General features: G+C 60.7%; 16 protein-coding genes, 1 tRNA gene and 1 pseudogene. 11 read left to right on the top strand and 7 right to left on the bottom strand.

Annotation, left to right across the window (positions count from 1 at the left end; translation table 11 throughout):
• Positions 1-26: 26 nt before the first annotated feature.
• The 3 genes from AAC691_RS12895 to AAC691_RS12885 all read right to left on the bottom strand — a co-directional run bounded on the left by AAC691_RS12895 (position 27) and on the right by AAC691_RS12885 (position 1,347).
• Positions 27-221, bottom strand: coding sequence for a DUF1656 domain-containing protein (locus AAC691_RS12895; RefSeq protein ID WP_176638746.1), 195 nt, complete (start codon positions 219-221; stop codon positions 27-29).
• Between the two features lie 375 nt (positions 222-596).
• A complete protein-coding gene (locus tag AAC691_RS12890) occupies positions 597-1,031 on the bottom strand; it encodes a hypothetical protein (protein WP_323989562.1) in 435 nt (144 codons plus the stop codon).
• Between the two features lie 37 nt (positions 1,032-1,068).
• On the bottom strand, positions 1,069-1,347 hold the full coding sequence (locus AAC691_RS12885) for a hypothetical protein (protein ID WP_176638744.1): 279 nt from the start codon (positions 1,345-1,347) through the stop codon (positions 1,069-1,071).
• A gap of 130 nt (positions 1,348-1,477) precedes the next feature.
• On the opposite strand from AAC691_RS12885, the gene AAC691_RS12880 reads away from it, so the two are divergent.
• The 10 genes and pseudogenes from AAC691_RS12880 to AAC691_RS12840 all read left to right on the top strand — a co-directional run bounded on the left by AAC691_RS12880 (position 1,478) and on the right by AAC691_RS12840 (position 10,145).
• The gene (locus tag AAC691_RS12880) at positions 1,478-2,551 is read left to right on the top strand and encodes an ABC transporter ATP-binding protein (RefSeq protein WP_342627182.1); all 1,074 of its coding nucleotides are present in this window, start codon (positions 1,478-1,480) and stop codon (positions 2,549-2,551) included.
• Between the two features lie 93 nt (positions 2,552-2,644).
• A complete protein-coding gene (locus AAC691_RS12875) occupies positions 2,645-3,595 on the top strand; it encodes an extracellular solute-binding protein (RefSeq protein ID WP_342627181.1) in 951 nt (316 codons plus the stop codon).
• Positions 3,596-3,615: 20 nt separating this feature from the next.
• The gene (locus AAC691_RS12870) at positions 3,616-4,152 is read left to right on the top strand and encodes a hypothetical protein (protein WP_342627180.1); all 537 of its coding nucleotides are present in this window, start codon (positions 3,616-3,618) and stop codon (positions 4,150-4,152) included.
• The gene (locus AAC691_RS12865; protein ID WP_176638740.1) at positions 4,076-4,558 is read left to right on the top strand and encodes a YcgN family cysteine cluster protein; all 483 of its coding nucleotides are present in this window, start codon (positions 4,076-4,078) and stop codon (positions 4,556-4,558) included. The genes AAC691_RS12870 and AAC691_RS12865 overlap by 77 nt, the downstream gene beginning before the upstream one ends.
• Positions 4,558-5,277 carry a SprT family zinc-dependent metalloprotease gene (locus tag AAC691_RS12860; protein WP_176638739.1) on the top strand — a complete coding sequence of 240 codons (720 nt, stop codon included), beginning with the start codon at positions 4,558-4,560 and terminating at the stop codon, positions 5,275-5,277. Before AAC691_RS12865 ends, AAC691_RS12860 begins: the two co-directional genes overlap by 1 nt.
• A gap of 72 nt (positions 5,278-5,349) precedes the next feature.
• Positions 5,350-5,435 (top strand) — tRNA-Leu (locus AAC691_RS12855).
• Positions 5,436-5,539: 104 nt separating this feature from the next.
• Positions 5,540-5,695, top strand: a pseudogene (locus AAC691_RS22345) (DUF6538 domain-containing protein); the annotation flags it as partial.
• A gap of 21 nt (positions 5,696-5,716) precedes the next feature.
• Positions 5,717-7,114 (top strand): tyrosine-type recombinase/integrase, encoded by a 1,398-nt coding sequence (locus AAC691_RS12850; protein WP_342627179.1) that lies wholly within the window; start codon positions 5,717-5,719, stop codon positions 7,112-7,114.
• A gap of 230 nt (positions 7,115-7,344) precedes the next feature.
• The gene (locus tag AAC691_RS12845) at positions 7,345-9,279 is read left to right on the top strand and encodes a hypothetical protein (RefSeq protein WP_342627178.1); all 1,935 of its coding nucleotides are present in this window, start codon (positions 7,345-7,347) and stop codon (positions 9,277-9,279) included.
• Positions 9,280-9,518: 239 nt separating this feature from the next.
• On the top strand, positions 9,519-10,145 hold the full coding sequence (locus tag AAC691_RS12840) for a recombinase family protein (protein WP_342627177.1): 627 nt from the start codon (positions 9,519-9,521) through the stop codon (positions 10,143-10,145).
• A 191-nt stretch (positions 10,146-10,336) separates the two neighbouring features.
• Here AAC691_RS12840 and AAC691_RS12835 read toward each other — a convergent pair whose 3' ends face one another.
• From AAC691_RS12835 to AAC691_RS12820, 4 genes are all read right to left on the bottom strand, one after another.
• Entirely contained in the window at positions 10,337-10,639 is a 303-nt protein-coding gene (locus AAC691_RS12835) for a hypothetical protein (RefSeq protein WP_342627176.1), read from the bottom strand.
• A 48-nt stretch (positions 10,640-10,687) separates the two neighbouring features.
• Entirely contained in the window at positions 10,688-11,167 is a 480-nt protein-coding gene (locus AAC691_RS12830; RefSeq protein ID WP_342627175.1) for a hypothetical protein, read from the bottom strand.
• Entirely contained in the window at positions 11,157-11,663 is a 507-nt protein-coding gene (locus AAC691_RS12825; protein ID WP_342627174.1) for a hypothetical protein, read from the bottom strand. The genes AAC691_RS12830 and AAC691_RS12825 overlap by 11 nt, the downstream gene beginning before the upstream one ends.
• Before the next feature lie 157 nt (positions 11,664-11,820).
• Complete coding sequence (locus tag AAC691_RS12820) at positions 11,821-12,618, bottom strand: hypothetical protein (RefSeq protein WP_342627173.1); 798 nt, start codon at positions 12,616-12,618, stop codon at positions 11,821-11,823.
• Between the two features lie 100 nt (positions 12,619-12,718).
• Between AAC691_RS12820 and AAC691_RS12815 the strand changes: the two genes are divergently transcribed.
• Positions 12,719-13,357, top strand: coding sequence for a hypothetical protein (locus tag AAC691_RS12815; protein ID WP_342627172.1), 639 nt, complete (start codon positions 12,719-12,721; stop codon positions 13,355-13,357).
• Positions 13,358-13,508 lie beyond the last annotated feature (151 nt).

Below are 13,508 nucleotides of genomic sequence, written 5' to 3'. Positions count from 1 at the left end.
CTCTCGAACATCCGCAAAATACCCGGTCAGACATACAAAATCAGAAAACACAGCACGCACGCGTACAGCGCCACCTCGAACAGCGCCAGGTGCCAGAACCACCCCATCAGCCCCGTCCACCACAGCACAAAGCGGATCGCCATCGTCACCGGAAACGCCGCAACCGCATACACCACGATCGGCGCCATAAACACGCCAAACAGGTCAAATTCGCTCAGCATCCCTTCACCCCTCAGCTCCCGCGCGGACCGGCAATCGGGGACCCGTTCCGACCGGGACCGTACAACCCCGTCGGGCAAGGAGATGAATTGTCGTAGGGGGGGAAGAATGCGCTGCCAACGCCGGGGCGCCCTTGGAAAGGGCCCAAGTCCCGCACTATCGGCCTCCCCGTTTGTGTTCGGAGGCCGCCATCCGCAAAATGTCCCAATGTCCCAGCTCGGCACGCACGCGAATGCTTCGTGCGCTCAAGATCCTCGATCGGCAGCACGTTTCCAGAAACGCCGGGTGGGAGCTATTGCAATTTCGGTATGCTCCCCATTCCGGGACAGGCATCTTCGTGGCGGAAAAGCCGGGCGCCAGTTTCCGGCCTGTGGTTTCTAGCCTTTCCGGCCGAAGGCCGATCGCATGACCTGCCAGATGGCTCGCCCGGCCTGGCGGCCCACCGGCCCTGCGATTGCCGAGGTAATGGCCGTCAGTGCCATGGCCTGACGCAGGTCGTTGATGGCATGATCCCGCTCGAAACGTGCGCGGATTTCCTCAGGCGTCATAATCGACCTGCGGCCCAGCAGCAGGAACAGGACAGCCACGGCTGCATCAATGGCAAAGACCAGAATGGCCGCGCCCAATACGCTGAATCCCAGCGTTTGATAGGCAAATGCCCACAGCAATGCGTGGCCCGACAGTACGGCCAGCAGGCCGAATATTGCGGCGATGACCAGAAAAGCGACCTGCCGGCCAATGCGGATGGCCATCTGGCGGCGGACGGTCAGTTCCGCCTGGACGGTGGCCTTGCCAAGTTCGGCTATTTTCATGGTCCTCGCTTTGTCCCTCTGCTGTGTTTGCGGCGTCCTACCTCATCACGCGTCCCGCCAGATAGCCGATCGCCGCGACGATGACCATGGCCAGCCAGGGTTTGGCGCGCACACGGGTCGTGACGTCCCGCACCTGATGATCCGTCAGTTCGCGCGCATTGGCAACGACGTGCTCGGCCCGGTCTGCCGCATCGGCCAGGACCGGGGTGACATGCTCATTCATCAGGCGCTCTACCTGCGCCTTCAGTGACAGCAATTCGTCATGGGTCGCCTTCAGGGCTTCCTGGGTGGGTTTCGGGGCTTTGCGTCGGAACATCGCTCGTGTCCTTGATTAAAGTTGGCTACGGTGGAGCCAACGCGTCGCTTATTCGTCAAGTTTCGGTTTTCGTATGCCCGTGGTCTCTCCTCGTCCGCCCGTCCTTCCTCGTCTGGATGTACGCGGCCTCATGTGCGCGCCGCTCGATCCCTTCGCTCCCGCGCTGTCGTTTGCCGTGCAACGTGGGATGTGCCTGGCCCTGCTGGGCAATCGGGTATCGGACATGTCATGCCTGATGGATACGCTGGCCGGCCACCTACCCCGCCTCGGGGGTGAAATTCTCATCGACGGGCAGGACAGGTCCATGGATACAGCCGGGCAGCGCGGCATCGGCCTGTTCAGTCCGCGGGATCATTTGTTCGCGCATATGACGGTGCGGCAGAACGTGGCCTTCCCGCTCGGGGCACGCGGATACGATCGGTCCTCTATCGCCGCCCGGGTCAATGAGACTCTGGCCCTGACGGGCTTGGACGGACGCGCCGAGCATGCACCGCAGGCTCTGGAGCCACAGGAAGCGTGGCGGGCCCGGCTGGCCCGGCTGCTGGTCTTCGCCCCCCCCGTGCTGCTGTTGGATGACCCCTTTGCGAAGCTCGAACCTGACGACCGCAGCACCCTGCGGCAGGTGCTGGCCCGGCTGGCCAGGGCACAGAATCTGACGATGCTGCTGGCCACCCGTGACCGCGAGGACGCCTTGCTGCTGGGGGATCGGATCGGCGTTCTGTCCGGCCGCACGCTGCTGCAGACGGGGCGACCGGTTGATCTGTTCGACAACCCGGCCTGTGCCGCGGTTGCCGCCGATTTCGGCGATGCCAATACCCTGACCGGCCGCGTTGGCGCGGTGGAGGACGATGTGGCCCGGGTTCACCTGGCCAACGGATGCGTGGTCGAAGCGCGGGCTGCCGAAGGCTTGGCTCCGGACATGCTCTGCACGTTGTGCATCCGTCCGGATCGAATCGCGACCTTATTCCCTTCAGGCCGCGCAACTGCCGACCCTGAAGAAGGAACATTGCCCGCCAGCCTGGTCGCACTGCATCATATGGGCGATCACATTCGTCTGCGTTTCCGCCTGGGCGACGGGCAGGAAATCCTGGTGCGGCGTCCGCCGGCGCAAAGCCTGACGGGTCTGGAACCCGGGCGACCGGCCCAATTGGCCTGGCCGCCCGTGCATGCGGTGGCCTTTCCGTTTCGCGGTGAAATGAGCTAGCGTTCGACACCCGTCGCCATTCGAAAGTTTGTCCCCCTGTCCGGTTCGTCCTGTCCACGTCGCCGACCGCTCCGCTATCTGGTCGGGATTTTCATGCTTCTGCTGGCGCTGACGCCGACCCGGCCTGAAGCCAAGAGCCGGTGGCGGACGCACGCGCTGGTGGTCAATAGCTGGGGTGGTGCCTTGGGCAAGGCTCAAGCCGAGGCGTTCTTTCGTCCTTTCGCGGCCAGTTCGGGTGCCAGCGTGCTGCATTATATCTGGGACGGCACTCTGCCGGTCCTGGCAGAACGCCCGCCCATCGGGCGCGGCACCTGGATGCTGGCGTTGATGGAGGACAGCACGGCCCGTATCGCCTGCCTGCAGGGCCAATTGCAGCGGCTGGGCGGCAGTCCGGGCAGCGCCGATGCTTGTGGCGTGCCTGCTCTGCATGATGGAATCGCCCTGGCCTGGGACCGCGGCCGGGTGCCGAGCGCCCCCCATTGGGCGGATTTCTGGAACGTTGTCCGCTATCCCGGCAAGCGTGGCCTGCGCAAGGATCCGCGTTCCACCCTGGAAATTGCCCTGATGGCTGACGGCGTGCCGGCGTCCGATGTCTACACCGTCCTCGCCACGCCGGAAGGCGTCGCCAGGGCGTTCCACAAGCTCAGCCAGTTGCGCCCCTATATCGTCTGGTGGACCGATGCTGCGGACTCGGCGCGCATTATCGGCAATGGCAGCGTGCTGATGACCAGCGCCGCCGCGGGCGAGGTCGCCGCCATGCAGGATGCGGCAGGCCATCGCGATGTCGGGCTGCAATGGGACCAGAGCCTGGACGACGTGCTGTGCTGGGGGGTCGCAACCGGACTGGATGATGCGACGCGGGCCAAGGTGCGCGCGCTGCTGACTTACATGGGTCAACCCGAACAGGTGACGCGCTTCGCTGCCTTATATCATGGTCGCCCTGTTTCCGGACCGCAGCCCATCCCCATGGATGCGGCCTTCTGGCAGGCCCATCTCCCGGAACTGACCAAGCGGTTCGCGGACTGGCTGGCGGCGCCTTCGTGACAGGCCGAATGATGTCCGCCTTGTTGACCTTGGCGGGCGGCAGCGGCGGTGCCACGCTGATCTTTCTCGTCTGCCTGGCCCTGCGCGGCCTGCGTATCGAGTGTGCGCTGATCGCTGCCCGCATCGTGGCATCGATGCTCCTGATCCCGGGTGTCATGGTTGCGGCATCGCCGTCGCTCTTACCCGACGGCATGATTACCGGCGCGCTGCTGCGCGGGGCATGCCTGGTGCCGTTGATCGTGCTCCTGCCGCTACGGGCATTGTCGGCCCTGCCGCGGGACATGACCCGTACAGCCCGGGGGCTGGGGGCCGGGCAGGCGGCGCGCCTGCGCATGCTCTGGTTGCCGCTGCTTGGCCCGGCCGTGCTGGCGGCAATGGCGCTGGCCATGGCGGCTACGATTTTGCTGGCTCTGTATGGCGGATCACGGGGGCGGCCGCTTGTCTTCTCAGCCACGACCCAATCCCATATGATCGTCGACCATGACCGATACTCCTCCATTCTGGCAGACTCGGCGCCTGGACGAAATGACGGCCGAGGAATGGGAAGCGCTGTGTGACGGCTGCGGCAGATGCTGCCTGCACAAGCTGCGCGAGGATGAGACGAACGAGGTCCTTTATACCAACGTTGCCTGCCGCTTGCTGGACCTGGAAACCTGCCGTTGCTCCGACTATGCGCAGCGGCGGCGCAAAGTCCCCGATTGCGTGCAGTTGACGCCCGAGGCATTGGCCGACATCGATTGGCTGCCGCCCAGTTGCGCCTATCGCCTGTTGGCCGAGGGCCGCCCCCTGGCGTGGTGGCACCCTCTGGTATCCGGTTCGCCCGACACCGTACACCAGGCCGGAATTTCCGTCCGCGGCCGGGCACTCAGCGAACGCCGCGCCGGCCTGCTGGAACATCACATCGTCGATTGGCCCGGCACCATGCCCAAGCCGCGCCGTCCCAAGCTGCGCCGCGTGGATTGATGAACGCCCTCTCCGGCACGGACAAGGCGGCGAAGCAGACTGTGTCGCTGGAGGGGCGTGATATCTCCGTCTTCTGGCGTCACTCCCTCCAGGCGCGCCGGGTCACCCTGCGGATTGATCCCAGACAGGCCGGCGTCGTCGTCACCCTGCCGCCTCGCACGACACGTGAAGCCGGCCTGGCGCTGCTACGCACCCACGCGATCTGGGTTTTCAGTCGGTTGGATCACCTGCCGCCGGATGCGCCATGGCATGATGGCGGCCAGGTGCTGCTGGATGGCCGCCCGCATGCCATTCGTCACTGCCCGCATGCGCGGGGCGGCGTATGGATCGAAGGCGAGACCATCATGGTCAGTGGAGAGGCCGAGTTCATGCGCCGCCGTCTCGGCGCCTTTCTCAGGCAGGAGGCGCGGCGCCGTCTGTCCGCGCGCATGGCCCAACTGGCCGAACAGTCAGGCCTGCGGCCACGGCGGCTGGCGATCAAGGACACCAGCAGCCGCTGGGGTAGCTGCAATTCGGACGGAACGATCATGCTCAGTTGGCGCCTTCTGATGGCGCCGGCAGAAATCCAGCACTATGTCATTGCCCACGAACTGGCACATCTGCGGCATCTGAATCATGGGTCGGATTTCTGGATGCTGGTCGCCAGTCTGACCCCTCACCGCCATATGGCGGAAACCTGGCTCCGGCGTCATGGACCCGCTCTGTTGCGCATGGCTTGAAAGGACCCCGGGCAACAAAAACCGGGCCCGCGGATTTTACCGCCTTGGCGAGTGTGCTAGACGACGGGCCGGGCGAGCTTGGCGGAATGGTAGACGCACGAGACTTAAAATCTTGCGCCCGCAAGGGCGTGCGGGTTCGAGTCCCGCAGCTCGCACCACACACAACTCATTGAAAATAAACACTTTTCCGTCCGGGTTTTTGGCGAAAAGTGCGGTTTACCCACGCGGTTGCCCACTTTTTGCCCACGCATGAGGGCGGGCAGTGCTCAAAAAGGTGGGTCGGACATACCACTTCCGGCGTGTGGTTCCGCAAGATTTGCGGGCACTGACCGGACGACGGGAAATCTCGGTATCGCTCAAAACAGGCAACCGTTCGACTGCCCAGGCCAGGGCGGCGGCGCTATACACGCAGACCGAGGCTGTTCTCAGGAGGCGTGGCGTGGACGTTCGGCAGAGGCTTGATGCCCTCATTGCTCAGTTCCGCAGCAATGAAATCACGGTGGATGAACTGAAAGCGGCGATTATTGCCGGTGCCGAAAATCTGCCGTCTGATGATGTTATCGGCCATTTCAATAGCCTCGTCATGAGTTCTGCCCATGATGTTAGGGAATCGTTCAGGAAGCTGGCCGCAGCTTGGCAGACGGTTTCCGAAATGCAGAAAGCCGGACATGCGGCAGAAATGCAGGCATTTGAGCGGGCACTGTGTGTCATGTCGGCGCAGTCAGGGGCTGGACCGACATTGGTGCCATCAGCCCAGCCACACTCAATTTCTGTAAGGCAGGCCATCGTCCGCTTCTATGATGGCACCGCTCAGAAATACGATGAAAATGGCGATACCCGAAGAGGGCAGCGAGTCGCGTTCAGGTTCCTGGATGAAATCCTCGGCAGTGACACTGCCATCCGGTCCGTGTCTATGAAGGATGCTGAAAATGCTATCGATACGCTCCGGCGTATTCCGGCTCTTCATAACAAAAACAGCAAGAATGCCTCTATAGATGAGGTCATCTCTTTCTTTGAAGAGAATGGAGACTATCAGACACTATCAGAGAAGAGCGTTAAAAACCACGTTTCGAATTGGTCCATGTTGTGGAAATACCACATGCGACACGAAGAAGTGGACAGAAATATTTGGTCTGGCCATAGCTTCGACGTGAAGCGGACTCGCCTTGTTGTTATGGACTGGTCCGATGAAAATCTTCAAAGGCTTGTCGAGGCGAGATGGACATATCGGGACATATACAAGGCGACCTTCGCTCACCTTGTTGGAATCGCAGCATATTCGGGGATGCGGCTTGAGGAAATATGCCGCCTTCGCCCTCAGGACGTCGTGGAATTTGAGGGCGTTAAGTGTTTCCATGTCCGAGAGCACACGGACCCCGAGCCCTGGTCGCCTAAGAGCGAAGCGGGGTCCAGGCTTGTTCCGGTCCATTCGGTCTTGCGCCGACAAGAGTTTGGCCTGATGGAGCGCATTAGGAACGTAGAGCGTGGAGGTCATGATTACATCTTCGGAGATTTGAGCCCGGAAGGCCCCAGGAGTTCGCGGGGGTATGTGTTCAGCCGGGAGTTTTCGAAGTTCAAGAAAAGGGCCGGTATCCCGCCGAATACGAGGTTTCATTCATTCAGGCATACCGTCTCGACCCAGCTTCAAAATCAGGAAGTGACCATCCGGCCGCTTTGGATTGACGCACTTCTCGGTCACGAGGGGGCGGCGGACGGTAGGAAGAAGAGCATCGGGGAAATCAATTACACAAAGAGAATTGGCGTCCGGAATCTCGGGAAAGCCGTCGAGACCATCCGTTATCCGACCTTCTTTGATATCTGCCGCCTGATGGAATGAGATGCCCGGCGCTGACCCAGTTGTTACAATTTGTCACAAAGAGAACGCATCGCGAACCTTGAAATCCAGGACTCCCCTTCGTCACCATTCAAAGAATTTACCCCAGGTCTTTCCGGTCATCGCCCCTGCAAGGGCTATCGGAAGAACCTGGGGTATTGGGGGTGAAGGGAATATAGCTGGTCGTTGTGGCCAGTTTCAACTCTCCATCTCCATGCGATGGGGAGTTTTTTATGCCGACTGTGGCGGCAGGACTGGACTGGATTGAGGAAGCCGACCGGGACGCGGCTGATTACGCGCGCCCATTGGCCGCTCACATGCCGCCCGTCCGTGCCGCCGCAGGCACCTACCATCACGCCGCACTTCCGCCAGAAGATGCAGTCTCCCGATATTCGCACGACGATTGGACCGCACGCAAAACGGGCAAGCGCGCAAAAACCGGCCCGTGGGTCGCCGGGCGCATAAGACAGCAAGAACTGTATCGGCAATCTCAGGACCTGTGCGACAAGCTGCGCACCGCCCGCAGGCCGCTCGATTTGTATGCCCGACGCGATGCGCAGGTGACGACCATCTCGGGCGTGACCCGGCAGGTCGGGATTTTAACGACATCCATTTTTCGGGACGACCAGTTTATCCCGGCGGTCGCCGTAGAAAAGGCGCGGCCAAGGCTGAATCAGCTCGGGGCATTCATACAATCTCGGCGCGCCAGCCATCCGGCCGGGCAGACGAGATACATGGTCCTGACCTCCGGCCTCCCTGTGCCTGCCTTCGCCCCCGGCGGCCTTGCCGAACGATTCCGCGCCTTTGTGCGTCGCATCTCACAGCTTGCAGCACACGCCAGGGTCGTGACCGATGGCAACATCAGGCTTCAATGTTCAAGTATTGAGTATACGCGCAAGCAGCGTGAAGGCGACGCGCACCATTCGTATCATGTTCACTCGAATGTTGTCGTCACGGTAGACAATTTCGCCCCAGAAGAATGGGCTGCATTTGTTGAATTTGCCAAGGACTTCATGGGCGCGCACCTCTCCGATTGCGGTGAAATCAAGGATGTCGCACGGATTATCCGATATGTGTGCAAGCCTGCCGACCTCTATACTGCCCACGCAGATGAAGTGCGCTGGCTATACGATGAGTGCAGAATGGCAAAATTCTTCAGTTCTTTCAATGACTTCCGTGGATTCCGCAAAGGCGTCCGCTTGTCGAATCGTAAGGCCGTGGTTGATGGCCGTGAGTTTGCTCTCGTCGGGAAGTCAACGTCCCTGTCGCACGGCCATGTTGACGTAGATGCAGATGAAGAGGCGCGCGAGGCGGCGGAGGAACGCCGGATTGTAGCCGAAGACCATCAGCCCGCCCGCCCGCTCAAGCGGCAGGACGGCGGCCGGGCACCCGCGACGAGCAACCATCTTCTCGGCTGGACCGCTCCGATTGCCATGGCGACGCCCTGGCGCGAGCCGGTTGCCCTGGTCCGCCGATATGACCCCGCCGACATTGAGAGCTATGACCGGCTGTTAGAGGAACTGGGGCCAGGGCACCAGAGTGCAACCCGCCTTTGGAATCAGGCCGGTGCGCCGGAACCGTGGCTTGCTTTGGAGTTCGCTGCGCGCGCATCAGGGGTGCTAACTGTAATCGATGATGTCGAGGCGCGGGCCGAGATGGCGGCGGCGCTGGACGACGAGGCGGACGAGTTGCAGGGGCCGCGTGTTCCAGGGCATCTAACTGTAATTCCGGATGGGGCGAAGGCCACTATTGTCCACTATTCTGGCCTAACTGTCAGTGAGCAGCAGGACGACAAACAGACAGGTGAAGACCTAAACTCTGCCGATGACCATCAAGCGGAACCTGAATCGTCGTTCTGGTGCAGGGTTGACCGCGAAACAGGTGAGATTGTCGAGATTCCTGCCGAAGAAGCCGCCGGACTACCGGACGTCTGGCTCATTCCGGCAGTCGGCGGCATTCAGCATAATCTATACGTCCCAGGCCCGACGAATCAGGTCGCCGTATTGCCAGCGTCCGCCCTCATTCCGCGCCATCTTCGCCCGTCCGTGCCGCCGACCGCCCACGTGGAATCCGTCCTGGCCACGGTCATCCCCCTGCCTGCCCGCCCCCGTCGCGCCCCATATTTCACCGAAGAAGTCCTCGACGAAATCTACCGCGAAGCCGCCTGACGACCCACCATGGCGCAGGGGCGAGGCGGAGCCGACACCCGGTGCCCCTTCGAGCCCGCCATGATGGCGGTGCGAGTCAGTAAAGAAGGTCATCGCTCAAAATGTTCGGAATCCTTCTCCGTAGCATCCCCTAGTCTGTATCATATCTTCCAAGTTATCGGACAGCCTTCGGACCCGCACTATTCCTAGGGTTTTCTGTCTCATAACTCTGTCTCATAACCGACTCGGGGAAAATGGCCATGAAGACCATCGAAATAGAAGAAAGAGCGCCAATCACATGGGGGTATGCGCGGGTGTCAACCAGGGACCAGGAGACGGACGCGCAGATGGCGAATCTCCGTCGCCTTGGGCCGGACCATATCATTGAAGAGAAGATGACGGGCACTGTCGCGTGGCAAAAGCGCCCGGTCTTGCGGAAATTAATCGAGAAGGCGCAGCCAGGCGACACCATCGCGGTTGCTTACACCAACCGCATTGGCAGGAAGGCGGCCGTAATCTGGTCATTTCATGAGATGCTTGAAGAGCGCGGCATTAAGCTAAAGGTCGGTGACCTCGGACTCGACACAGCAACGCCGGTTGGTCGGGCTATGCTTCAGATGATGGCCGTATTCGCGGAGCTAGACCATTCTGGAATCAGGAGGAATATGATTGAAGGCCGCGCCGTCCGACAGAACCAGGGCTACCGTATCGGTGGCCCGAAGCACAAGCTATCAAAGCACCAAAGGGAATCTGTCCGGCGCAGGCACGAGGAAGGCGAGACCTTCCGGACTCTGGCTAAGGACTATGGCGTGTCAAAAGACACTATCGCCCGCGTAATCGCGAACGATGAGTCGTTCTTCAAGAAGAGCTATCGAGAATCCGCCTGACGCTTGTCCACGATTACCACATCATTTCCCCGGGCTCCCCTGCGCTGCATGATGCGCTTCCGCCCCGGGGAAATGATGCTCCGCTTCGCTCCGGGTCTGCCGACCTGGAAATCGTGGACAACCTACCGCTTTTTGCCGTGGACAACGCATCCATCCGGATGCGAGCAGAAGTCAGCCAGAAGGCTGACTAATCACCCCGAAAACGTCGGCTGCTGAATCGTCGGCGCACCGTCACCCGAACCGCCATCGAAGATTCCACCGATAGACACGCCGGTAATGCTCGGAAGGCAGCATAGCCCGCCGCCGACGCCCAACTGAGTGAAGGCGCTTTTGTAGGTATGTTGTGTTTGCGGCTTGGATGCTTGATACAACGTCCACAGCCCGAAGCCCGTAAGCCCGATGCCGCCCATAAACGCCGCCTCGACAAGAAACCTGCCGACCGCTTGAGTTTGCTCGGACCACCCCGCTGCGATTGTGCCGACACTTTGTGACATGGTTGCGCTCCCTTGATGCCCTCACTCCGGCGGAGGGCCACGCGGCAATCATGGCATCACTTGATGCAAGTCAGTCCTCCCCCGCGCCACGGCATCCAGCGCCCGCAGCACGTCCCCCGAAAATCCCGCCACTTGGTGGAACACTGCCGCCCGAACTTCCTGCGCGCACTCAATCTTCACTACGCCGCCCGCATCGACCCGCAGCACACCCGGCAACACCTTCGGCCCCACTCCGGGCCAGCCATCACCTACAGCAACCAGCACCACCCCGGCTGAATACAGCGCCCCGACAGTGCGAGCCTGTCCTTGATGGTCACACCACATTTCTATGTAGGTGCTGTCGGCGTCATCGTCGGGCAGCAGGAGATTGGCTTTCTTCCGCCCTTCTCTGCGCAGTCGAACCACATCATCAGGCCCGAACCGGACAGTGTGCATGGCATGTGCCGCCGCCATCTGCACCCGTTCCGCCAGCCCATCGGGGGCGGGGAACATCAGGGGTGCGGGACCGGCGGAAAGTTCATCTAGCATTTGCGATTTCCTTCAGGCGCGCGAGCGTGTCGCGGGCGGCGACATAGAATATGATGTTGAGCAATTCGAATGAAACTTCGCAGTGCCTTCCATCGCGAGAGAGTTTTTGAATTCGGTCAAGGCAGCTTTCGATATCTTCAGATGTGACTTCTCCCGACAGGGCTTTTTTGATTTCTGCACTCCCGTCGATACCGTCATGCACGAAACGTAGTGCGTGGTTCGGTCTATCCACAATGTTGCCGTCGGCATCCGGGCAATAATAAATGCCCGTGCCGATGACGAACCGTGTGCCGTTATGTTCGTCTTCTCTCACTCTTGGTAGTCGCGCGAATTGAACCCAGTCAAAGCCGTTAATCCACCTGCCATTACTTTTTCGCAAAAATGGCGTGGGCTTGCCGTTGATGTTTTCCTCCCGTGTCTCAATGCCTGACTTGCCCTGGCGGGCTGCAAGTGCGTCGAGTTCGGTATCGGAAAGTTCATATTGTACTGTGTTCATGTGCCCTCCTTCTTTCTTTCGGGCACTGGAATCATCGCATCACTATATGCATGAAAGCCCGCCAAAAGATGCTCGCCACATCGCCGCCGCCCGATGGGACGGCTCAGGCTCGCAGGGGGTGTCGGGGTCGGCTCCGCCTCGCCCGGCACCAGGCGGTTCACATCAGCAGTCCGGTCGGCATCAGCGAATCGTCGTCCGGCATGTCTGGTCGGTCATCCTGTTCCGGTTCCGGCGCGACCTCGAGTTCCGGCACGATTTCCACCTTCTCCTTCAAGCTGCCGCCCTTCCCAGCCGCCGCCCCCCTGGTCGCGGCGGCAATCGCGACCCTGCGCCTCAACAGTTCCAGCCCAGCCCGCGCGTTTACCCGCACGATGCCGCCATCTTGGCCGATAGCCGGGGACAAGGATTTGAAAAGTTCCTCATCCGGCTTCAGTTCACGGAGACCTTCGGCCATGCGGACCGCGCCAGGATAATCGTCCAGTCGCCTCGCCGCTCCCTGGACTTCCGGCCGACTATCGAAATCCCGAATCTTCTTATCCTGCCGCCTGACTGCCCGGTCCAGTTTCGCGGCCTCACTTTGCAAGAATCGCACCGCACCCTTCTCCGACCACTCCCGCTCAGCCGCCTGCGCCTTGTCGATGGCCGACAGCCGCCTTTTTGCTGTCGGAGTAAATGAGAACCACCCGCGCGGCATATCTTCCGCACGCCGCAGGTCTTCAATCAAGGTCGCCGTTCGGTCGCGCACCCGTTCATACAGAGCATCGCGGTCGGGTCTTGTGTTCAATCTCTCCGGCCGGGCCGCCATGGTTTCCAGGTCAGCCGCCCGCATCTCGGCCATGCTCGCGATGAACTTCTCAATCAACAGCCTCCACAGTTCCACTCCGACCGCTGCAAAAGGAAGCATGTGTTCGATAATCCCGGCCACATGTTGGCCAGGCGTCGGTTCTCTCATCATAGGAAAACTCCCCAAAATGCAGGTTTCCCCACATTTTCTCACCGTCACTTGCAAGCCAGCGAATCATTATTGTGAGGGCCACAATAGAGGGAGGCGGCACATGGCGGTGGAGAAGATTACAGGCAGGCGGTTGGGTAGTAGTGAAATCGTCGAGTTTGGCTACGACCCCGAAGACACGAATAGTCATGGTGTGTCACCGGCGGACAAAGAAGAGAATCTTGTAAGCCATCATCGACGCATCGCCCCGGAAGCCATCGCGGTCATGGCCCCGCCCAGGGGTGACGCGGGTGGTGTGTTTCTGCGCAATAGCAGTCAAGTGACTGTTTTTTGCGAGAAATTCGGCAGGCACGCACAATCGACGTTATTCCACGAATTGTGGCACTATGCAGAGAACTGCCTGCTGTCTGATGCTGACTGTGAAATCGTTTATGCAGAATGTCGCAGCCGAGGCGATACCTGGGAATCCGCATATCTAGACAGCGATGTTGAGCGTGCCGCAAGGGCATTCCAGCATTACGCCAGCGCCAGGGCGTCGGGGCTTCAGTTCCGGCCCGCAAAGCGAGGGACGGCACAACATATCTTTGAGCGTCTGTACGAGGGCACGGAGCACCGCGCCATCGTGACCCGCCGCCATCAGAAGATGTGGGGCCGCATTATAGATAGAGCCGCCCCCGTTGTCGGGATGGGCACATTCGTGGCGCTGATGTTCATCATTCTACCGTATCTTGTGACGCACTGAATCACCGTCGCTTGCATGTCCTCATAATAATGTCTTCGACATAGCCAGCCGTGTTGTTTGTGGCCCTAAGGTCCAAAACAACAAGCAGGCCAAGGGGGCGAAGCCCCCTGTGGAACCCCCTCATGATGGCCGACCATCACGGCATCATGAC

The sequence above is a fragment of the Nguyenibacter vanlangensis genome (genome assembly GCF_038719015.1).
GTDB classification, from domain to species: domain Bacteria; phylum Pseudomonadota; class Alphaproteobacteria; order Acetobacterales; family Acetobacteraceae; genus Gluconacetobacter; species Gluconacetobacter vanlangensis.
This window is presented reverse-complemented; position numbering and strand designations above follow the sequence as displayed.

Excerpts from the sequence above, each read along its gene's own strand:
- AAC691_RS12895 (WP_176638746.1), bottom strand. The coding sequence starts at position 221 with ATGCTGAGCGAATTTGACCTGTTTGGCGTGTTTATGGCGCCGATCGTG.
- AAC691_RS12890 (WP_323989562.1), bottom strand. The coding sequence starts at position 1,031 with ATGAAAATAGCCGAACTTGGCAAGGCCACCGTCCAGGCGGAACTGACC.
- AAC691_RS12885 (WP_176638744.1), bottom strand. The coding sequence starts at position 1,347 with ATGTTCCGACGCAAAGCCCCGAAACCCACCCAGGAAGCCCTGAAGGCG.
- AAC691_RS12880 (WP_342627182.1), top strand. The coding sequence starts at position 1,478 with ATGTGCGCGCCGCTCGATCCCTTCGCTCCCGCGCTGTCGTTTGCCGTG.
- AAC691_RS12875 (WP_342627181.1), top strand. The coding sequence starts at position 2,645 with ATGCTTCTGCTGGCGCTGACGCCGACCCGGCCTGAAGCCAAGAGCCGG.
- AAC691_RS12865 (WP_176638740.1), top strand. The coding sequence starts at position 4,076 with ATGACCGATACTCCTCCATTCTGGCAGACTCGGCGCCTGGACGAAATG.
- AAC691_RS12860 (WP_176638739.1), top strand. The coding sequence starts at position 4,558 with ATGAACGCCCTCTCCGGCACGGACAAGGCGGCGAAGCAGACTGTGTCG.
- AAC691_RS12845 (WP_342627178.1), top strand. The coding sequence starts at position 7,345 with ATGCCGACTGTGGCGGCAGGACTGGACTGGATTGAGGAAGCCGACCGG.
- AAC691_RS12840 (WP_342627177.1), top strand. The coding sequence starts at position 9,519 with ATGAAGACCATCGAAATAGAAGAAAGAGCGCCAATCACATGGGGGTAT.
- AAC691_RS12835 (WP_342627176.1), bottom strand. The coding sequence starts at position 10,639 with ATGTCACAAAGTGTCGGCACAATCGCAGCGGGGTGGTCCGAGCAAACT.
- AAC691_RS12830 (WP_342627175.1), bottom strand. The coding sequence starts at position 11,167 with ATGCTAGATGAACTTTCCGCCGGTCCCGCACCCCTGATGTTCCCCGCC.
- AAC691_RS12825 (WP_342627174.1), bottom strand. The coding sequence starts at position 11,663 with ATGAACACAGTACAATATGAACTTTCCGATACCGAACTCGACGCACTT.
- AAC691_RS12820 (WP_342627173.1), bottom strand. The coding sequence starts at position 12,618 with ATGATGAGAGAACCGACGCCTGGCCAACATGTGGCCGGGATTATCGAA.
- AAC691_RS12815 (WP_342627172.1), top strand. The coding sequence starts at position 12,719 with ATGGCGGTGGAGAAGATTACAGGCAGGCGGTTGGGTAGTAGTGAAATC.